Annotated in this window: 16 protein-coding genes, 1 pseudogene and 1 riboswitch; of the genes and pseudogenes, 12 read left to right on the top strand and 5 right to left on the bottom strand. The window is 54.9% G+C overall.

The window, feature by feature from the left end:
* Nucleotides 1-74 precede the first annotated feature (74 nt).
* Genes leuA through leuD form a run of 4 tightly spaced genes read left to right on the top strand, consistent with a single transcriptional unit; the run spans nt 75 to nt 4756 of the window.
* Nucleotides 75-1646, top strand: a complete 1572-nt coding sequence (gene leuA / locus F4V61_RS11800; protein ID WP_000082805.1) for a 2-isopropylmalate synthase — start codon at nt 75-77, stop codon at nt 1644-1646.
* Nucleotides 1646-2737, top strand: coding sequence for a 3-isopropylmalate dehydrogenase (gene leuB / locus F4V61_RS11795; protein ID WP_000042339.1), 1092 nt, complete (start codon nt 1646-1648; stop codon nt 2735-2737). The genes leuA and leuB overlap by 1 nt, the downstream gene beginning before the upstream one ends.
* A 2-nt stretch (nt 2738-2739) precedes the next feature.
* Complete coding sequence (gene leuC, locus F4V61_RS11790) at nt 2740-4140, top strand: 3-isopropylmalate dehydratase large subunit (RefSeq protein ID WP_079829327.1); 1401 nt, start codon at nt 2740-2742, stop codon at nt 4138-4140.
* Nucleotides 4141-4150: 10 nt separating this feature from the next.
* Nucleotides 4151-4756, top strand: coding sequence for a 3-isopropylmalate dehydratase small subunit (gene leuD, locus F4V61_RS11785; RefSeq protein ID WP_080160910.1), 606 nt, complete (start codon nt 4151-4153; stop codon nt 4754-4756).
* A gap of 137 nt (nt 4757-4893) precedes the next feature.
* On the opposite strand, the gene F4V61_RS11780 is transcribed toward leuD, so the two are convergent.
* Both F4V61_RS11780 and sgrT read right to left on the bottom strand, forming a co-directional pair.
* On the bottom strand, nt 4894-6072 hold the full coding sequence (locus F4V61_RS11780) for a sugar efflux transporter (RefSeq protein ID WP_079829326.1): 1179 nt from the start codon (nt 6070-6072) through the stop codon (nt 4894-4896).
* Between the two features lie 118 nt (nt 6073-6190).
* A complete protein-coding gene (gene sgrT / locus F4V61_RS11775) occupies nt 6191-6313 on the bottom strand; it encodes a glucose uptake inhibitor SgrT (RefSeq protein WP_058344652.1) in 123 nt (40 codons plus the stop codon).
* A gap of 92 nt (nt 6314-6405) precedes the next feature.
* Here sgrT and sgrR point away from each other — a divergent pair, with 92 nt between their 5' ends.
* The 4 genes from sgrR to thiQ all read left to right on the top strand — a co-directional run bounded on the left by sgrR (nt 6406) and on the right by thiQ (nt 11483).
* Nucleotides 6406-8064 carry an HTH-type transcriptional regulator SgrR gene (gene sgrR / locus F4V61_RS11770; protein WP_080160911.1) on the top strand — a complete coding sequence of 553 codons (1659 nt, stop codon included), beginning with the start codon at nt 6406-6408 and terminating at the stop codon, nt 8062-8064.
* 33 nt (nt 8065-8097) lie between these two features.
* Nucleotides 8098-8197, top strand: a riboswitch (TPP riboswitch).
* Between the two features lie 31 nt (nt 8198-8228).
* Nucleotides 8229-9212 carry a thiamine ABC transporter substrate binding subunit gene (thiB, locus tag F4V61_RS11765; RefSeq protein WP_058344650.1) on the top strand — a complete coding sequence of 328 codons (984 nt, stop codon included), beginning with the start codon at nt 8229-8231 and terminating at the stop codon, nt 9210-9212.
* Nucleotides 9188-10798 carry a thiamine/thiamine pyrophosphate ABC transporter permease ThiP gene (gene thiP, locus F4V61_RS11760; RefSeq protein WP_058819161.1) on the top strand — a complete coding sequence of 537 codons (1611 nt, stop codon included), beginning with the start codon at nt 9188-9190 and terminating at the stop codon, nt 10796-10798. Before thiB ends, thiP begins: the two co-directional genes overlap by 25 nt.
* Complete coding sequence (gene thiQ, locus F4V61_RS11755; RefSeq protein WP_080160912.1) at nt 10782-11483, top strand: thiamine ABC transporter ATP-binding protein ThiQ; 702 nt, start codon at nt 10782-10784, stop codon at nt 11481-11483. Before thiP ends, thiQ begins: the two co-directional genes overlap by 17 nt.
* A 49-nt stretch (nt 11484-11532) precedes the next feature.
* Here thiQ and F4V61_RS11750 read toward each other — a convergent pair whose 3' ends face one another.
* The gene (locus F4V61_RS11750; RefSeq protein ID WP_001148361.1) at nt 11533-12300 is read right to left on the bottom strand and encodes a DedA family protein; all 768 of its coding nucleotides are present in this window, start codon (nt 12298-12300) and stop codon (nt 11533-11535) included.
* A gap of 118 nt (nt 12301-12418) precedes the next feature.
* On the bottom strand, nt 12419-13264 hold the full coding sequence (araC, locus tag F4V61_RS11745; RefSeq protein WP_000852380.1) for an arabinose operon transcriptional regulator AraC: 846 nt from the start codon (nt 13262-13264) through the stop codon (nt 12419-12421).
* A 339-nt stretch (nt 13265-13603) separates the two neighbouring features.
* Here araC and araB point away from each other — a divergent pair, with 339 nt between their 5' ends.
* The 3 genes from araB (at nt 13604) to araD (ending at nt 17622) form a co-directional block, all read left to right on the top strand.
* Nucleotides 13604-15313 carry a ribulokinase gene (gene araB, locus F4V61_RS11740; protein WP_080160913.1) on the top strand — a complete coding sequence of 570 codons (1710 nt, stop codon included), beginning with the start codon at nt 13604-13606 and terminating at the stop codon, nt 15311-15313.
* 10 nt (nt 15314-15323) lie between these two features.
* Nucleotides 15324-16826 (top strand): L-arabinose isomerase, encoded by a 1503-nt coding sequence (araA, locus tag F4V61_RS11735; protein ID WP_038396985.1) that lies wholly within the window; start codon nt 15324-15326, stop codon nt 16824-16826.
* A 100-nt stretch (nt 16827-16926) separates the two neighbouring features.
* A complete protein-coding gene (araD, locus tag F4V61_RS11730; RefSeq protein ID WP_038396986.1) occupies nt 16927-17622 on the top strand; it encodes an L-ribulose-5-phosphate 4-epimerase in 696 nt (231 codons plus the stop codon).
* Nucleotides 17623-17626: 4 nt separating this feature from the next.
* Here araD and F4V61_RS11725 read toward each other — a convergent pair.
* Nucleotides 17627-18047 (bottom strand): annotated as a pseudogene (locus F4V61_RS11725) (DUF4751 family protein).
* 636 nt (nt 18048-18683) lie between these two features.
* Between F4V61_RS11725 and polB the strand changes: the two are divergent.
* The gene (gene polB / locus F4V61_RS11720; RefSeq protein WP_080160914.1) at nt 18684-21035 is read left to right on the top strand and encodes a DNA polymerase II; all 2352 of its coding nucleotides are present in this window, start codon (nt 18684-18686) and stop codon (nt 21033-21035) included.
* The last annotated feature ends 32 nt before the right edge of the window (nt 21036-21067 follow it).

Below are 21067 nucleotides of genomic sequence, written 5' to 3'. Positions count from 1 at the left end.
AAACAAAAACCCGCGCCGTTGCGCGGGTTTTTTTATGCCTGACGCAAGGCGCCCCAGGAGACAAGGACCACATCATGAGCCAGCAAGTCATTATTTTCGATACGACCTTACGCGACGGCGAACAAGCGTTACAGGCCAGCCTGAGCGCAAAAGAGAAGCTGCAGATTGCCCTGGCCCTTGAGCGTATGGGCGTTGATGTCATGGAAGTGGGCTTCCCGGTCTCTTCTCCGGGTGATTTTGAGTCCGTACAAACCATCGCGCGCATCATCAAAAATAGCCGCGTTTGCGCCCTGGCGCGTTGTGTAGAAAAAGACATCGACGTCGCGGCACAGGCGCTGAAGGTCGCCGACGCGTTTCGTATCCATACTTTTATCGCCACCTCGCCAATGCACATCGCCACCAAACTGCGCAGCACGCTGGATGAGGTCATCGAACGCGCGGTATACATGGTTAAGCGTGCGCGTAATTACACTGATGACGTGGAGTTCTCCTGCGAAGATGCCGGCCGGACGCCTGTTAACGATCTGGCACGCGTGGTGGAAGCCGCCATAAACGCCGGCGCGAGAACCATCAATATTCCCGATACCGTAGGCTATACCATGCCGTTTGAGTTCGCGCGAATCATTTCCGGTCTGTATGAACGTGTCCCCAATATCGACAATGCCATCATCTCCGTTCACACCCACGACGACTTAGGGTTAGCGGTAGGTAATTCGCTGGCGGCGGTACATGCGGGCGCGCGTCAGGTTGAAGGCGCAATGAACGGTATCGGCGAACGCGCCGGTAACTGCGCGCTGGAAGAGGTCATCATGGCGATTAAAGTGCGCAAAGACATTATGAACGTACACACCAACATCAATCACCACGAAATCTGGCGCACCAGCCAGACCGTCAGCCAAATCTGTAATATGCCAATTCCGACCAACAAAGCGATTGTCGGCAGCGGCGCTTTCGCTCACTCTTCCGGCATCCACCAGGACGGCGTCCTCAAGAACCGCGAAAACTATGAAATCATGACCCCGGAGTCCATCGGTCTGAATCAGGTGCAGTTGAATCTGACCTCCCGTTCCGGCCGCGCCGCGGTAAAACACCGTATGGAAGAGATGGGGTATCAAGAAAGCGATTATAACCTGGATCGCCTGTACGACGCGTTCCTGAAGCTGGCGGATAAAAAAGGCCAGGTGTTTGACTATGACCTGGAGGCGCTGGCGTTCATTAATAAGCAGCAGGAAGAACCAGAGCATTTCCGCCTGGACTATTTCAGCGTGCAGTCGGGCTCCAGCGATATCGCCACCGCCTCCGTGAAACTGGCCTGTGGTGAAGAAACCAAAGCCGAAGCCGCCAACGGTAACGGCCCGGTTGACGCGATTTACCAGGCGATTAACCGCATTACCGGCTACGACGTTGAGTTGGTTAAATACGACCTGAACGCCAAAGGCCAGGGCAAAGACGCGCTGGGTCAGGTCGATATCGTAGTGAACCATCATGGTCGCCGCTTCCACGGCGTCGGGCTGGCGACGGATATCGTCGAATCCTCCGCCAAAGCGATGGTGCACGTACTGAACAATATCTGGCGCGCCGCCGAAGTTGAAAAAGAATTGCAACGCAAAGCTCACAATAAAGAGAACAACAAGGAAATCGTGTAATGTCGAAGAACTATCATATTGCCGTATTGCCGGGCGACGGCATCGGCCCGGAAGTCATGGCGCAAGCCCTGAAAGTCATGGATGCGGTACGCAGCCGTTTTGATATGCGTATTACCACCAGCCGCTATGACGTCGGCGGTATTGCTATCGACAATCATGGTCATCCACTGCCGAAAGCCACCGTTGAAGGGTGTGAGCAGGCGGATGCCGTTCTGTTTGGCTCCGTCGGCGGCCCGAAATGGGAAAATTTGCCCCCGGAAAGCCAGCCGGAGCGCGGCGCCCTGCTGCCGCTGCGCAAGCATTTCAAATTATTCAGTAACCTGCGTCCGGCGAAACTGTATCAGGGACTGGAAGCATTTTGCCCGTTGCGCGCCGATATCGCCGCTAACGGTTTCGATATCCTGTGCGTGCGCGAGCTGACCGGCGGGATCTATTTCGGCCAGCCAAAAGGCCGCGAAGGCAGCGGTCAGTACGAAAAAGCCTTTGATACCGAAGTTTATCACCGCTTTGAGATCGAGCGCATTGCCCGTATCGCCTTTGAATCGGCGCGTAAACGCCGCCGTAAAGTCACCTCTATTGATAAAGCCAACGTACTGCAAAGCTCTATCCTGTGGCGTGAGATCGTCAATGACGTCGCGAAAGCGTATCCCGATGTGGAACTGACGCACATGTATATCGATAACGCCACCATGCAGTTGATTAAAGACCCGTCGCAGTTTGACGTACTGCTGTGCTCTAATCTGTTCGGCGACATTCTGTCCGACGAATGCGCCATGATCACCGGCTCAATGGGGATGTTGCCCTCCGCCAGCCTGAACGAGCAAGGGTTTGGCCTGTATGAACCGGCTGGCGGCTCCGCGCCGGATATCGCCGGGAAAAATATCGCCAATCCCATTGCGCAGATCCTGTCGCTGGCGTTGCTGCTGCGCTACAGCCTGGACGCCGATGAGGCGGCAACGGCCATTGAACAGGCGATCAATCGCGCATTAGAAGAAGGCATCGCTACCTATGATTTAGCGCGGGGCGCTGCCGCGGTCAGTACCGATGAGATGGGCGATATTATCGCCCGCTATGTCGCAGAAGGGGTGTAATCATGGCGAAGACATTATACGAAAAATTATTTGATGCCCACGTGGTCTTTGAGGCGCCAAACGAAACGCCGCTGCTGTACATCGATCGCCACCTGGTACACGAAGTGACCTCGCCGCAGGCGTTTGACGGTCTGCGCGCGCACCATCGTCCGGTACGTCAGCCAGGGAAAACCTTCGCCACGATGGATCACAACGTCTCGACGCAGACCAAAGACATTAACGCCTCCGGCGAAATGGCGCGTATCCAGATGCAGGAGCTGATTAAGAACTGTAACGAGTTCGGCGTCGAACTGTATGACCTGAATCACCCGTATCAGGGCATCGTCCATGTGATGGGGCCGGAACAGGGCGTCACCCTGCCGGGCATGACCATCGTCTGCGGCGACTCCCACACCGCCACCCACGGCGCGTTTGGCGCGCTGGCCTTCGGTATCGGCACTTCTGAGGTGGAACATGTACTGGCGACGCAAACTCTGAAACAGGGGCGCGCTAAGACCATGAAGATTGAAGTCACGGGCAACGCCGCGCCGGGCATTACCGCCAAAGACATCGTGCTGGCGATCATCGGTAAAACCAGCAGCGCCGGCGGCACCGGACACGTGGTTGAATTTTGCGGCGACGCGATCCGCGCGCTGAGTATGGAAGGCCGCATGACGTTGTGCAATATGGCGATTGAGATGGGCGCCAAAGCTGGTCTGGTCGCCCCGGATGAAACCACCTTTAACTATGTAAAAGGACGTTTGCACACGCCGAAGGGCAGCGATTTTGACGATGCCGTCGAGTACTGGAAAACGCTGAAGACTGATGACGGCGCGACCTTTGATACCGTCGTCACCTTGCGGGCGGAAGAGATCGCGCCGCAGGTCACCTGGGGCACCAATCCGGGCCAGGTGATTTCCGTCACCGATATCATCCCCGATCCCGCCTCCTTTAGCGATCCGGTTGAGCGCGCCAGCGCTGAAAAAGCGCTGGCCTATATGGGCTTACAGCCGGGCGTACCGTTAACGGACGTTGCTATCGATAAAGTCTTTATCGGCTCCTGTACCAATTCGCGTATTGAAGATTTGCGCGCGGCGGCGGAAGTCGCCAAAGGCCGCAAAGTGGCTCCAGGCGTACAGGCGCTGGTGGTTCCCGGCTCCGGTCCGGTCAAAGCGCAGGCGGAAGCGGAAGGGCTGGATAAAATATTTATCGAAGCCGGTTTTGAGTGGCGTCTGCCAGGCTGCTCGATGTGCCTGGCGATGAATAACGATCGTCTGAATCCGGGCGAGCGTTGCGCCTCGACCAGCAACCGCAATTTTGAAGGCCGTCAGGGCCGCGGAGGAAGGACCCATCTGGTCAGCCCGGCGATGGCCGCCGCCGCCGCCGTCACGGGCCGTTTTGCCGATATTCGCAGCATCAAATAAGGAAACCATCATGGCAGAGAAATTTATCCAACATACAGGCCTGGTTGTCCCGCTGGATGCCGCCAACGTCGATACCGACGCCATTATCCCCAAGCAGTTTTTGCAGAAGGTCACGCGTACCGGTTTTGGCGCGCACCTGTTTAACGACTGGCGTTTTCTGGATGAACAGGGTCAGCAACCTAATCCGGCATTCGTCCTGAACTTCCCGGAATATCAAGGCGCGTCTATTCTGCTGGCGCGGGAAAACTTCGGCTGCGGCTCATCGCGCGAACATGCCCCGTGGGCGCTGACCGACTACGGTTTTAAAGTGGTGATCGCGCCGAGCTTCGCCGACATTTTCTACGGTAACAGCTTTAACAACCAACTGCTGCCGGTGAAGTTAAGCGAAGAAGCGGTGGATGAGCTGTTTGCGCTGGCGCAGGCCAATCCGGGGATTCACTTTGAGGTGGATTTGGCCGCGCAGGTCGTGAAAGCCGGCGACAAACGTTATCCCTTTGAGATCGACGCTTTCCGCCGTCACTGTATGATGAACAGTCTGGACAGCATTGGGCTGACGCTGCAACACGAAGATGCGATTGCCGCCTACGAAAATAAACAACCGGCGTTTATGCGGTAATTCTTGACGCCTTACCTGGCCTACAGGTTATGCAATATCACCAGGTTGCCACTATATTCTGTAGGCCTGATAAGCGTAGCGCTATCAGGCTCCGGGTTTGTCATCGGTCTCCAGCGCCGGGGATATTCCGGCATTTTCTATACGTCTTTCACCCGCCCGGTCATGGCCAGCGTGACCACGGAAATCGCCGCAATCACCCAGTAGACGGCAAAATGGCCGAAGCTTTGCGCCACCGCGCCCTGAATCATGCCCGCCAGAATAACGCCCGTTGAAATGCTATTGGTGAAAAGCGTCGTGGCGGCCCCTGCCCTGCCTGGCATCAAATCCTGAAACCACAGCATTCCAATCCCGGCGACAATGCCGATAAAAATAGCATTGAACAGTTGCAGCAACAGCAAAGCCGTCCGACTGTGAAAAAAGATCAAACCGATATAAAACAACACGCCCGCCGCCACGGCGGCGATCATCATCCGCCGTTTGCCAAAACGCTTCACATAAAAGCCGGCCAGAATCATCGCCGGAATCTCCAGCCCTGCCGCAGTACCCATTAATACACCAGCCAGTTTATCCGACAGGCCCAGTTCAGCGCTTATCCATAGCGGCATATCAATGAGGTACATGGTATTGCAGGTCCACATTAACGTGGAGGCGATAAACAACATACGTACATTTTTATCCTGCCAGCCGTTTCCCTGAGCAATCGGCGCATCGACAGGCTGTTCGACGCGCGCCACCGAAGGCAGCATCAGGGCAATCAATACCAGGCTGACGGCAAAAATAACGGCGGCAATAGAGAACATGGCGGTGAATCCGTAATTCAGCGCCAGCATAAAGGCCAGCGGCGGACCAATCACCCACGCCAGCGAAAGCTGGGCGCGCATCACTGAACTAAAAATCACCACTTCGCGCGCCGAACTATCGGCATATTCCCGCGCCAGCGCAAATAGTTGCGGCATGGCGGTATTGGCCAGAGACGCCAGCAGTACGCCGCAGGTAATTAAAGTTACGTAATGACGATTAAAAGCAAACAATAATGCGTTGCCGATCGCCATCAGACAGCAAAACATAATCAGCTTACGGCGATCGCCGCGGCTGTCCGAGCGTTTCGCCAGCGCCAGACTGACCCCAATCCCGGCAATGGCGTTGACGGTATAAAATAGCCCCACCCAAAACGGCTGCGCGCCCACTTCGCGACTCAGGAACAGGCTTAATGTCGGCGCCTGAAGCGCGCCGGCGACGCCCATCATAAAAGCGACCAGCATAAACGCCGCATAAATCCCGTTGAGACGCCGTCCCATCGTCATAATCCAGAGCATAGTAAGTCCTTTAAGCGCAGCCGAAATAAAAAAAGCCAGCAGGTATTATCTGCTGGCGGGTGATTTTAGGCCATAGCCCACACCAATACTCAGTCACACATGATGTCCGCAATTGGCTTCAATCGGTCGCCTCCCACTGCATCAGTTCTGTGAGCATTTTTAAGCGCTGCGGCGCGCTCAGGCAAGCCAGCCAGGACGTTTTTTCCGTCGCGGCAAAATATCTCAACCAGAACTGGCGCATAGCGACCTCTTCCTCTTGCTTCATCGAAAGATATTATTGGCCTAATATAGGGATAATAAAACTGCTGAGTTTTTCTTCGGAGTTCCCCTTTTATGCCCTCAGGTCGCCTGCAACAACAATTTATCCGTCTATGGCAATGCTGTGACGGTAAAACGCAAGACACCACGCTTAACGAGCTGGCGGATCTACTGAACTGCTCGCGTCGCCATATGCGCACGCTGCTAAATACGATGCAGGCGCGCGGCTGGCTGACATGGGAAGCCGAGGTTGGACGCGGCAAGCGTTCGCGCCTGACGTTCCTGTATACCGGACTGGCGCTGCAACAGCAGCGGGCGGAAGACCTGCTGGAACAAGATCGAATCGATCAACTGGTACAACTGGTCGGCGATAAAAGCGCCGTCAGGCAAATGCTGATTTCCCATCTTGGACGCAGTTTTCGGCAGGGGCGGCATATTCTGCGGGTACTTTACTATCGTCCGATGCACAATCTACTGCCGGGAACCGCATTACGTCGCTCGGAAACCCATATTGCCCGGCAAATTTTCAGCTCGCTCACGCGGGTAAATGAGGAAAATGGGGAACTGGAAGCAGATATAGCTCACCACTGGCAACAAATTTCCCCTTTACTATGGCGCTTCTACCTGCGCCCCGGCATTCATTTTCATCATGGCCGCGAGCTGGAGATGGAAGATGTCATCGCCTCGCTGACGCGTATCAATACGCTTCCGCTTTACTCGCACATTACAAAGATAGACTCCCCTACCGCATGGACGCTGGATATTCATCTTTCTCAGCCGGATCGCTGGCTGCCGTGGCTGCTGGGCCAGGTCCCGGCAATGATTTTGCCGCGAGAATGGGAAACGCTGACGAATTTCGCCAGCCATCCTATTGGCACCGGGCCGTATGCCGTGCGGCGTAATACGCGAAACCAGCTCAAGATACTCGCATTTGATGACTATTTCGGCTATCGGGCGTTGATAGACGAAGTGAACGTCTGGGTACTGCCGGATATCAGCGAAGAACCCGCCTGCGGCTTGATGCTGGAAGGGCCGATACAAGGCGGTGAAAAAGCGATAGAAAGCCGCCTGGAGGAGGGGTGTTATTACCTGCTATTCGACGCCAGAACACCGCGCGGCGCGCATCCGCAGGTCAGAGAATGGGTGAGCCACGTCCTCTCCCCCACCAATTTACTCTATCATGCCGATGAACCGCTACAGCAGCTCTGGTTCCCTGCCTATGGGCTGTTACCGCGCTGGCATCATGCCCGCCCAGGCCTGGACGAAAAACCCGCCGGGCTGGAAACCCTCACGCTGACCTTCTATCGTGAGCACATTGAGCATCGGGTTATCTCCCGTATCATGAGCGCGCTTCTGGCTGAGCATCAGGTACATCTGCATATTCAGGAGATCGACTACGATCAATGGCACGCCGGCGAGATCGAAAGCGATATCTGGCTTAACAGCGCTAACTTTACCCTGCCGCTGGATTTCTCGCTGTTCGCGCATCTGTGCGAAATTCCGCTCTTGCAAAACTGTATTCCGCGCGACTGGCTGGGCGATGCCGCGCAGTGGCGCGCTGGCGAGATGAACCTGGCGAACTGGTGCCAGCAACTGCTGGCCAGCAAAGCGATTGTGCCGCTAATCCACCACTGGCTGATTATCCATGGACAGCGCAGTATGCGTGGGCTGCGCATGAATACCCTCGGCTGGTTCGATTTTAAATCGGCGTGGTTTGCGCCGCCGGACCCGTGATTGCCGCCCGGCGACAAAATCACTACACTAACGCCGAACTCAACGGGGTGCCGCGCCTGTGCGTGCGCTGAGAAAATACCCGTCGAACCTGATCCGGATAATGCCGGCGAAGGGATTTGAGGCTACCTCTCAAGTCCTTTGCCACTCTTTAACTGAGGTGCAAAGTGTTAAAAAAATATCTTCCGCTTTTACTCCTGTGCGCGGTGCCAGCCTTCGCCAAACCCGTTCTCACCGTCTATACCTACGACTCGTTCGCCGCCGACTGGGGGCCTGGCCCGGTGGTGAAAAAAGCGTTTGAAGCCGACTGCAATTGCGAGCTGAAACTGGTGGCGCTGGAGGATGGCGTTTCGCTGCTCAACCGCCTGCGGATGGAAGGGAAGAACAGTAAAGCTGATGTGGTGCTGGGGCTGGACAACAATCTGCTGGAAGCGGCTACGCAAACTACACTCTTTGCCAAAAGCGGCGTGGCGAATGAGGCGCTCAAGGTGCCCGGCGGCTGGAAAAATGACACATTTGTTCCGTTCGATTACGGTTATTTCGCCTTTGTCTATGATAAAAACAAGCTGAAAAATCCGCCGAAAAGCCTGAAAGAATTGGTCGAGAGCGATCAAAAATGGCGAGTGATTTATCAGGATCCTCGTACCAGCACGCCGGGGCTGGGGCTGTTACTGTGGATGCAAAAAGTCTACGGCGATAACGCGCCGCAGGCCTGGCAAAAACTGGCAGCCAAAACGGTTACGGTGACGAAAGGCTGGAGTGAAGCCTACGGCTTATTTCTGAAAGGCGAAAGCGATTTGGTGCTCAGCTACACCACCTCTCCGGCGTATCACATTATTGAAGAGAAAAAGGACAATTATGCCGCCGCGAACTTCAGCGAAGGTCATTATTTACAGGTAGAAGTAGCAGCGCGTACCGTCGCCAGTAAGCAGCCGGAACTGGCAGAGAAATTCCTCAAATTTATGGTCTCTCCAGCGTTTCAGAACGCCATACCAACCGGCAACTGGATGTACCCGGTAACGCAAGTCGCCTTGCCGTCAGGATTCGAGCAACTGAGTAAGCCAGCCACCGCGCTGGAATTTACGCCGCAGCAGGTTGCGGCTCAACGCCAGACATGGATTAGCGAATGGCAACGCGCCGTCAGCCGTTAATTCCCGGCTGGCTGCTTCCAGGGCTTACCGCCGCCGCGCTGATGATAACCGTCGCGCTGGCGGCCTTTCTGGCGCTTTGGCTGAACGCGCCGTCGGGCGCGTGGTCGACAATCTGGCGGGATAGCTACCTGTGGCATGTGGTGCGCTTCTCATTCTGGCAGGCGTTTCTGTCCGCGGTCCTGTCTGTAGTCCCGGCGATTTTTCTCGCCCGCGCGCTTTATCGACGCCGCTTTCCTGGACGTCTGGCGCTGCTGCGTCTGTGCGCCATGACGCTGATTCTGCCGGTGCTGGTCGCCGTGTTCGGTATTCTTAGCGTGTATGGCCGTCAGGGCTGGCTGGCTTCTCTGTGGCAGATGCTGGGGCTCAAGTGGACATTCTCCCCCTACGGCTTGCAGGGCATTTTACTGGCGCATGTCTTTTTTAATCTGCCGATGGCCAGCCGTCTGCTGTTGCAGTCACTGGAAAATATTCCCGGCGAACAGCGCCAGCTCGCCGCCCAGCTCGGAATACGCGGCTGGCATTTTTTCCGTTTTGTCGAATGGCCGTGGCTGCGCCGCCAAATCCCGCCCGTCGCGGCGCTGATTTTTATGCTCTGCTTCGCCAGTTTTGCGACGGTCCTGTCACTCGGCGGCGGCCCGCAGGCCACCACTATCGAACTGGCTATCTATCAGGCGCTCAGCTATGACTACGATCCCGCCCGCGCGGCGATGCTGGCATTAATCCAGATGGTCTGCTGCCTGGCGCTGGTACTGCTAAGCCAGCGGTTGAGCAAAGCGATTGCGCCGGGGATGACGCTGACGCAGGGCTGGCACGATCCTGATGATCGTCTCCACAGCCGTCTGACGGACGCCTTATTAATCGTGCTGGCGCTGCTGCTGCTGCTTCCGCCGCTGGTCGCCGTAGTGGTCGATGGCGTCAACCGCAGCCTGCCGGAGGTGCTGGCGCAACCCATTCTGTGGCAGGCTGTCTGGACATCGCTACGCATTGCGCTGGCGGCGGGCGTTCTGTGTGTGGTGCTGACCATGATGCTGCTGTGGAGTAGCCGCGAGCTACGCCAACGCCAGCAAGTATTCGCCGGACAAACGCTGGAACTCAGCGGGATGTTGATCCTCGCGATGCCAGGGATCGTGCTGGCGACAGGCTTCTTTTTACTGCTCAATAATAGCGTTGGCTTACCGGAATCCGCCGACGGTATCGTGATTTTCACCAATGCGCTAATGGCTATCCCCTACGCGCTAAAAGTACTGGAAAACCCCATGCGCGATATTACCGCCCGTTACGGAATGCTGTGTCAGTCGTTAGGAATTGAGGGGGGAGCGCGCCTGAAAGTAGTTGAACTGCGTGCTCTGAAGCGTCCGCTGGCGCAGGCGATGGCGTTTGCCTGCGTGCTGTCGATTGGCGATTTTGGCGTGGTCGCGCTTTTCGGCAACGACAATTTTCGTACCCTGCCGTTTTATCTGTATCAGCAAATCGGCTCCTACCGCAGCGAGGACGGCGCGGTGACCGCGCTGATTCTGTTGCTGTTGTGCTTTACGCTATTTACCCTCATAGAGAAATTACCGGGCCGAAATGTTAAAACTGATTGATATTACATGGCTTTATCACCATTTGCCGATGCGTTTTACGTTGTCGATCGCGCGCGGTGAGCAGGTAGCGGTACTCGGACCAAGCGGCGCCGGGAAAAGTACGCTGCTGAATTTGATTGCCGGCTTTCTTACGCCTGCCAGCGGCACCATGATGATTGCAGGTGAAGCTCACACCACTACGCCGCCCTCTCGTCGCCCCGTTTCCATGCTGTTTCAGGAAAATAACCTGTTCAGCCACCTGAGCGTGCAGCAAAACATCGGCCTGGGGCTTAATCCGGGATTGAAGCTGAACGCATCGCAGCGAGAGAAAATGCGCCACATAGCCGAACAAATGGGGATTGACTCACTGCTGGAGCGACTCCCCGGCGAGCTTTCCGGTGGTCAGCGACAGCGCGTGGCGCTGGCGCGTTGCCTGGTGCGGGAACAACCCATATTGCTGCTTGATGAACCGTTCTCTGCGCTCGATCCCGCGCTGCGCCAGGAGATGCTGACGCTGGTCGCCGAGGTCTGTCGCGATAAGCAGCTTACGTTGCTGATGGTTTCCCACAGCGTAGAAGATGCGGCGCGAATTGCGCCCCGCTCAATTGTGGTCGCCAACGGACGCATAGCCTGGCAGGGCAAAACGGATGAGTTATTAAGCGGTCAGGCCAGCGCCTCGGCGCTATTAGGCATCAAATCCGAGTGATTGATTTTGTAGGCCGGATAAGCGTCAGCGCCATCCGGCAAAAGAATCGTCAGTAACCCACGACCTTACGCAGAATATCCATATACACCGGCATCAGTGGATGGCGGAGTAACGCCACCAGCGCAACCACGCCGATCCCAAGCGTCAACGGTGCCAGATACAGCAAACGGCTGCGGGGTAAATACGCGGTTAAGCGATCGACAGCCGCTTTGCCGCTGCGCCACAGCCGCCAGCAAAACCAACCGCCTACCCACAGCAGCAGCGCTGTCGCCAGCAACAGCCATTTGAAATCACCGCTCTGCATATCAGCAGGAATATCGATTGCCGCACCCGCAAGGATCCCCGGCAGGAAATAAAACGGCGGCCACAGCAAACAGCCAATCAAGTTCGGCCCAATAAATTTCGCCACGGGCAGATCCAGCATCCCCGCTACCATCGGCACCAGCGGACGCGTCGGTCCCACAAAACGGCCCACCAGAATGGTAAACATACTGTGCTGATGCAGCGCGTGCTCGGTTTTATCCAGCAACGCCTTGTTCTTTTTCATGAACGACCAACGGTGCAACGGCTTTTTAAAGCGCCAGCCCAGCCAGAAGGAGATCCAGTCCCCCAACAGGCAACCAATGATGCCCGCAAGCCAGGCATGCCAGAAGTTCAGCTCCCCGCTGCCAATCAGCGCACCCAGCCCCGCCATCATCACGGTACCGGGCAAAACCAAGCCAACCAACGCCAGCGACTCCAGAAAGGCGACCAGCAACACGGCGATAAGCGAATACAGAGCGGATTGGGTGATAAAATGTTCCAGCAGTGCTTGCATAGTGTGTCCGTCAGCGTTACGAAGCAAGGATTCTGCTTACCCCGCCTCTCTTCGTCAAGCCGTCAATTATCTGAATAGTTACGACTTATGACATCTTTACGGACGCATCATTCACTTTTTATTCACATCCTGCTCTGAACTCGCTGGGACTGGCGCCAGTACATTTTTTGAAAACGCGAGAAAAATAGAGCTGGTCGTCAAAGCCAACATTGCGCCCGACGGTCGCTATTGGCATTCGCGTGGTGCTAAGCAGGAGTTTCGCCTGGCTGATACGCTGATCTTCGCGCCAGCTCAATACGCTAATGCCTAACTGCTGACGGAACAGATGCGACAACCGGGAGGGCGACAGGCAGACATGCTGGGCGACGCTGGCGATATCAAAATGGCTGTCCGCCAGATGGTCGCTGATATACTGGCAGGCATCGCGCACACGGCTATCCATCGGCGGATGCAATGACTCATTAATGACAGCCATACGTCTGAGCAGCAACTGCTCCAACAGATTGATCGCCAGTAGCTCAGAGTAACGTCCTTCCCCTTGCCCGGCGCTAATGATCTGCCCGAACAGTTCGCTGAAATGCGGCTGGCGCGCCTCGTCCGGACGGAAGAAGCCCGTCTGGGCAAAGATAGTCGGCCAGGCCAGCCACTCCTGCCAGTAGGCGCGAGGCCGGAAGTAAACCCACTGGTGATACCACTCGCTGGCGTCCGGATGACGTCCATAGTGGTGAATCTCGCCTGGCGGAAATAACAATATATCACCGGGTCGGCAGACAAACTGCTCGCCATTATTATTAATAATGCCCTCTCCGCGGATAGTCAGGTTAAGAATATATCCCTTCATACCCAGCGGACGATCGATAAAAAAATCCAGATATCCATTCGCTTCAATCGGCGTCAGCCCAGCAACCAGATGAGCATTAAATGAATATCCAGGCAATAGCGGATCATTTTGCGTTTCAGCCATTATTTCCCTCCCCCCGATATTCAGAGAACAAACAAATTGTCCATATTGTCCAGGGCAACAGCACTTACGTTCCCGCGAGTCCTTGCGATTGATGAAAGCACCTATCAACCCCGCCAGTGAAAAGAGATTTGTAACAGAAACGTACAGCGAGGGCGATAAAATTACGTAACAGAAGTGTCTATAACTATGGCTGGAATGTCCACATTGAATATTTGCACAGCGTCACACTTTGCAAAGCATTAGCAATTTTGTCCATAAGATTAGCGAATCCTGCCTGACGGTTTTGGCCGCCGCTCTCTACTGTTTCTCCATATCTGTTTCTTTGGATGGAGTAAGACGATGGCAATTGCAATTGGCCTCGACTTTGGCAGTGATTCAGTGCGCGCTCTGGCAGTGGACTGCGCCACCGGCGACGAAATCGCCACCAGCGTAGAGTGGTATCCGCGCTGGCAAGAAGGCCGTTATTGCGACGGCCCGAATAACCAGTTCCGTCATCATCCGCGTGACTACATGGAATCAATGGAAATCGCGCTGAAACGCGTTCTGGCGGAACTCAGCGCCGCGCAACGCGCAAATGTCATTGGGATTGGCGTTGACAGCACCGGCTCTACGCCAGCGCCGATTGACGCCGACGGCAACGTCCTGGCGCTGCGCCCGGAGTTCGCTGAGAACCCAAACGCGATGTTCGTGCTATGGAAAGATCATACTGCGGTGGAAGAGGCCGACGAAATTACCCGTCTGTGCCATATGCCGGGTAAGCTCGACTACTCTCGCTATATTGGCGGCGTTTACTCCAGCGAATGGTTCTGGGCGAAGATTTTGCACATCACCCGTGAGGATAGCGCCGTCGCGCAAGCCGCCGTATCGTGGGTTGAACTGTGTGACTGGGTGCCGGCGCTGCTTTCCGGCACCACTCGCCCGCAGGATATCCGCCGTGGCCGCTGCAGCGCCGGGCACAAATCACTGTGGCATGAAAGCTGGGGCGGTCTGCCGCCTGCGAGCTTCTTTGATGAACTCGATCCGTGCATTAACCGTCATCTGCGCTACCCGTTATTTAGCGAAACCTTCACCGCCGATCTGCCCGTGGGCACCCTGTGCGCCGAATGGGCGCAGCGCCTCGGCTTGCCGGAAAGCGTAGTGATTTCCGGCGGCGCGTTCGACTGTCACATGGGCGCGGTCGGCGCGGGCGCACAGCCCAATACGCTGGTAAAAGTCATCGGCACGTCTACCTGCGACATTCTGATTGCGGATAAACAGAGCGTCGGGGATCGCGCCGTGAAAGGGATTTGCGGCCAGGTTGACGGCAGCGTAGTACCGAACTTTATCGGTCTGGAAGCGGGCCAGTCCGCTTTCGGCGATATCTACGCCTGGTTTGGTCGCGTACTCAGTTGGCCGCTGGCGCAGCTCGCCGCCCGTCATCCGGAACTGAAAGATCAGATTAACGCCAGCCAGAAGCAACTACTGCCTGCCCTGACCGACGCGTGGGCGAAAAATCCATCACTGGCTCACCTGCCGGTCGTTCTGGACTGGTTTAACGGTCGCCGTACGCCGAACGCCAATCAGCGCCTGAAAGGCATCATTACCGATCTCAATCTCGCCACCGATGCCCCGGCGTTGTTTGGCGGTCTGATCGCCGCGACCGCCTTCGGCGCCCGCGCCATTATGGAGTGCTTCACCGAACAGGGGATTCCGGTCAATAACGTGATGGCGCTTGGCGGCATCGCCCGTAAAAATCAGGTCATTATGCAAGTCTGCTGCGACGTACTGAATCGACCGTTGCAGATCGTCGCTTCCGACCAGTGTTGCGCATTAGGCGCCGCTATCTTTGCCGCCGTCGCCGCGAAAGTACATGCCGATATTCCCGCCGCCCAGCAAAACATGGCGAGCGCGGTAGAGCGCACACTGCATCCCCGCCCTGAACAGGCGCAACGCTTCGAACAGCTTTACCGCCGCTATCAACAGTGGGCGCTCAGCGCAGAACAACATTATCTTACGACTGCCACACCGGCGCTAACAACCCCGGTCAATCAGGCAATCCTGACTCATTAAGGACACGACAATGACGATTTTTGATAATTATGAAGTATGGTTTGTGATCGGCAGCCAGCATTTGTATGGACCAAAGACCTTGCGTCAGGTCACTCAACATGCCGAGCATGTGGTCAACGCGCTGAATACCGAAGCCAAACTGCCATGTAAACTGGTATTAAAACCGCTGGGCACCTCGCCGGATGAGATTACCGCCATTTGTCGTGACGCCAATTATGACGATCGCTGCGCGGGTCTGGTAGTCTGGCTCCACACCTTCTCCCCGGCCAAAATGTGGATCAACGGGCTGAGTATCCTTAACAAACCGCTGCTGCAATTCCATACCCAGTTTAACGCCGCCCTGCCGTGGGACAGCATCGATATGGACTTTATGAACCTGAACCAGACCGCGCACGGCGGCCGCGAGTTCGGTTTTATCGGCGCGCGGATGCGCCAGCAGCACGCGGTCGTCACCGGCCACTGGCAGGATAAAGAGGCCCATAAGCGTATCAGCGCCTGGATGCGCCAGGCGGTCTCTAAACAGGATATCCGCCAGCTTAAAGTCTGCCGTTTCGGCGACAATATGCGTGAAGTGGCGGTGACTGACGGTGATAAAGTGGCCGCGCAGATCAAGTTTGGCTTTTCGGTCAATACCTGGGCGGTAGGTGATCTGGTACAGGTGGTGAATTCCATCAGCGACGGTGACATCAACGCTCTGATTGACGAGTACGAAAGCAGCTATACCCTGACGCCTGCCACCCGGATCCACGGTGATAAACGCCAGAACGTACGAGAAGCGGCGCGTATTGAACTCGGTATTAAGCGCTTCCTGGAACAGGGCGGCTTCCACGCGTTCACCACCACCTTTGAAGATTTACACGGTCTGAAACAGCTTCCGGGTTTGGCCGTACAGCGTCTGATGCAGCAGGGCTACGGTTTTGCGGGCGAAGGCGACTGGAAAACCGCCGCTCTGCTTCGCATTATGAAAGTGATGTCAACCGGTCTGCAGGGCGGCACCTCATTTATGGAGGATTACACCTACCACTTCGAGAAGGGCAACGATCTGGTGCTCGGCTCGCACATGCTGGAGGTGTGTCCGTCCATCGCGGTGGAAGAGAAACCGCTCCTCGATGTACAGCACCTCGGCATTGGCGGTAAGGAAGATCCGGCGCGCCTGATTTTCAATACCCAAACCGGTTCGGCGATCGTCGCCAGCCTGATCGACCTCGGCGATCGCTATCGCCTGCTGGTCAACTGCATCGACACGGTAAAAACACCGCATGACCTGCCGAAACTGCCGGTGGCCAACGCCCTGTGGAAAGCGCAACCGGACCTGCCGACCGCGTCAGAAGCGTGGATTCTGGCCGGCGGCGCGCACCACACCGTCTTCAGCCACGCGCTGGATCTGAACGATATGCGCCAGTTCGCGGAAATGCACGATATCGAAATCGCAGTGATTGATAACGATACCCACCTGCCAGGCTTTAAAGACGCGCTGCGCTGGAACGACATGTATTACAGCTTAAAACATTAATAGTTGCGGGATGGCGGCGTAAACGCCTTATCCGGCTTACAGGCCGCACCAACCTCGTAGGCCGGATGAGCAAAGCGCCATCCGGTATTCAGGAGTTAGTATGTTAGAAGATCTCAAACGTCAGGTGCTGGAAGCTAATCTGGCGCTGCCAAAACACAACCTGGTCACCCTCACCTGGGGTAACGTTAGCGCCATCGATCGCGAGCGCGGCGTATTGGTGATTAAGCCATCCGGCGTTGATTATAGCGTTATGAGCGCCGACGATATGGTAGTAGTCAGTCTCGAAACCGGTCAGGTGGTTGAAGGCACAAAAAAACCTTCGTCCGATACGCCAACCCACCGCCTGTTGTACCAGTCATTTCCGACTATCGGCGGCATTGTGCATACCCATTCGCGCCACGCCACTATCTGGGCGCAAGCGGGTCAGTCGATTCCGGCGACGGGCACCACCCACGCCGACTATTTCTATGGTACGATTCCCTGCACTCGCAAAATGGCCGACGCGGAAATTAATGGCGAGTATGAGTGGGAAACAGGCAATATCATTGTTGAAACCTTTGAAAAACAGGGCATTGACGCCACTCACATGCCTGGCGTGCTTGTCCATTCGCACGGCCCGTTTGCCTGGGGTAAAAATGCCGAGGATGCCGTGCATAACGCTATCGTGCTGGAAGAAGTGGCTTATATGGGGATCTTCTGCCGCCAGCTTGCGCCACAGTTACCCGACATGCAGCAAACTCTTCTGGATAAACATTATTTGCGCAAACACGGCGCAAAAGCCTATTACGGGCAGTAATTCCCTAAAGGTGCGTCCCATTTGGGGCGCGTTGATGAAGTCTGATCGGTGATATATTCAGCAAATGCGCTTTGATAGACGTAATTATCAGAGCTCACATATTCAATAATATTATCATAATGCCCCTGCAACGCTTTTCCTTCCAACGCATGGAAGAAAGTATAATCTTCGATTGTTGACTGCCAGCGTTGCCCATTTAGCAGATAGTTAATAATAGTATCCCGATGCCCGTTTTTTCTGTCGTGTCCTTGCCAGTGAAAAAAAGCATTGCCGTTTTCAATAATTTCGGTACGCCAAATCTGATCTGTCCATGTTTTATACTCAAAAAATCTACTCACGGTTTTTATAGAAGGGTTGGCGCGTTGAGTATTGACGAAGAGATAGCGATCGTACCCCATCAGACATGCCTGCATATTCACATTCATAAAAGATAATTCCCGAATACCACAAATGTTGATAAAACATCCGCACCTGGAAGTGAAAATAAAATTACATCATAAAATAAAAATTAAATTATGCAGAGAGTTCCCGACGAATTCGCACTGTATTCCATTTTTATTTAACCATAGCAGTCAATTGAAATATTATATTTCTACCTGATGGTGCGGATGTTTCAACTAAAATTCTTACACTTTTCATTAATTAAAACAAACAAAAAATATCGCTTTTTTGTTAATCCGAGAAATAAGTAACAGATTCTAATAAGCACTATTCTGAAAATATCAAACATCTGAAAGCAGACTTGATACAAAACAGTCAACCTATAGATAAAATGTGTAAATAAAGATGATTCAAAATTAACAGCTATAGAATAATTACATTTGCTATATACACCAACATCATTATATTGATAAATACACGTTAACAAAAATATCTGACGCCAGCAGCCTTTTACCGCTAAAATAGCCATCACACCCGTCACCGGGAACGAACTCATTCGTGAACGTCGCGATCGTTCGACCACGGATACTGTCCTTTACGTCATATGCCTGTACAAAATAACAGTATCCAGCGCTAAACCAGGTTATAATTATCGTGAGTTTTTTAGACAGGTAATCAGCGTGGCGCAGGCAGGTTTCATTTTAACCCGGCACTGGCGGGATACGCCGCAAGGGACAGAGGTCTCTTTCTGGCTGGCGACAGACAACGGCCCTTTGCAGGCGACGCTGGCGCCACAGGAGTCGGTGGCGTTTATTCCGACCAGCCAGACCCCCCTTGCCGTCTCGCTGCTGCACAAAGAAAACGACTATCGCCTGAAGCCACTCCAGCTACGAGACTTTCATCGCCAGCCGGTATCTGGCCTGTATTGCCGCACTCATCGCCAGCTTATGCGGATGGATAAAATGCTGCGCGAAAACGGCGTCACCGTTTATGAAGCGGATATACGCCCGCCGGAACGTTACCTGATGGAGCGCTTTATTACTTCGCCCGTTTGGGTAGACGGCGAGATGCGCAACGGCATTATCCGCAATGCGCGTCTTAAACCCCACCCAGACTACCGACCGCCGCTAAAATGGGTATCGCTGGATATCGAAACCACGCGACACGGCGAATTGTATTGCATTGGTCTGGAAGGCTGCGGCCAGCGTATCGTTTATATGCTTGGTCCGGCGAATGGCGATGCCCGCCAACTGGACTTCGAACTTGTGTATGTCGCCAGCCGCCCGCAGCTACTGGAAAAACTAAATGCCTGGTTTACCGAACATGACCCTGACGTCATCATTGGCTGGAACGTTGTGCAGTTCGACCTGCGTATGCTGCAAAAACATGCCGAACGTTACCGCATCCCTTTACGACTGGGACGTGACAATAGCGAACTGGAGTGGCGTGAACACGGCTTTAAAAACGGCGTTTTTTTCGCTCAGGCCAAAGGGCGAGTTATTATCGACGGCATCGATGCGCTTAAATCCGCGTTCTGGAATTTTTCATCTTTTTCGCTGGAAGCAGTCTCGCAGGAACTGCTCGGCGAAGGTAAATCCATTAATAATCCCTGGGATCGTATGGATGAGATCGATCGCCGCTTTGCCCAGGATAAACCCGCCCTCGCCACCTATAACCTGAAAGACTGCGAGCTGGTCACGCAAATTTTCCATAAAACCGAGATCATGCCGTTTTTGCTGGAGCGGGCAACGATCAACGGTCTGCCAGTCGATCGTCACGGTGGTTCGGTCGCCGCATTCGGACACCTCTATTTTCCGCGGATGCACCGCGCTGGCTATGTCGCGCCCAATCTCGGCGAAGTGCCGCCGCTGGCAAGTCCCGGCGGCTATGTGATGGATTCACAACCCGGATTATACGATTCGGTGCTGGTGCTGGATTATAAAAGCCTGTACCCGTCGATTATCCGCACGTTTTTGATTGATCCGGTCGGGCTGGTCGAAGGCATGGCGCAGCCGGATCCGGAACACAGTACCGAAGGTTTCCTTGACGCCTGGTTTTCACGAGAAAAACATTGCCTGCCGGAAATTGTTAGCCAAATCTGGCACGGGCGCGATGAAGCCAAACGTCAGGGCAATAAACCGCTCTCGCAGGCGCTTAAAATCATTATGAACGCCTTTTATGGCGTACTCGGCACAACGGCCTGCCGCTTTTTCGATCCCCGTCTGGCGTCATCAATAACTATGCGCGGCCATGCGATTATGCGCCAGACCAAAGCGCTGATTGAGGCGCAGGGTTATGACGTGATTTATGGCGATACCGATTCGACTTTCGTCTGGCTCCGGCGCGCGCACTCAGAAGCAGACGCAGCGAAAATCGGGCATATGCTGGTGCGTCACGTCAATGAATGGTGGGGGCAAACGTTACAACAGCAAAATTTGACCAGCGCGCTGGAACTGGAGTTTGAAAACCACTTTTGCCGTTTTCTGATGCCGACTATCCGCGGCGCGGATACCGGCAGTAAAAAACGCTACGCGGGCCTGATTCAGGAAGGCGAGAGTCAGCGTATGGTATTTAAAGGTCTGGAAACGGTGCGGACCGACTGGACGCCGCTGGCGCAGCGCTTTCAGCAGGAGCTGTATCTGCGCGTTTTTCGCAATGAACCTTATCAGGACTATGTGCGCGAGACTATCGATAAACTGATGGCGGGCGAACTGGACGCGCAACTGGTTTATCGTAAGCGTCTACGCCGCCCTTTAGATGAGTACCAGCGTAACGTCCCGCCGCACGTACGCGCCGCCCGGCTGGCGGATGAACAAAACCTGAAGCGGGGGCGTCCGGCGCAGTATCAGAATCGCGGCGCCATAAAATATGTCTGGACCGTTAATGGCCCCGAGCCTGTGGATTACCAGCAGTCGCCGCTGGATTACGAACACTATCTTACCCGCCAGCTACAACCCGTGGCGGAAGGAATTCTTCCCTTCATTGAGGATAATTTTGCTACACTACTGACCGGGCAACTGGGGCTATTTTGACGCGTGACGAAAGCGCCGCCTTCCAGTACCAT

The organism is Salmonella enterica subsp. arizonae, from assembly GCF_008692845.1.
Classification (GTDB): domain Bacteria; phylum Pseudomonadota; class Gammaproteobacteria; order Enterobacterales; family Enterobacteriaceae; genus Salmonella; species Salmonella arizonae.
Note: the sequence above shows the minus strand (reverse complement) of the source record. Positions and strands in the feature narration are given on the sequence as shown.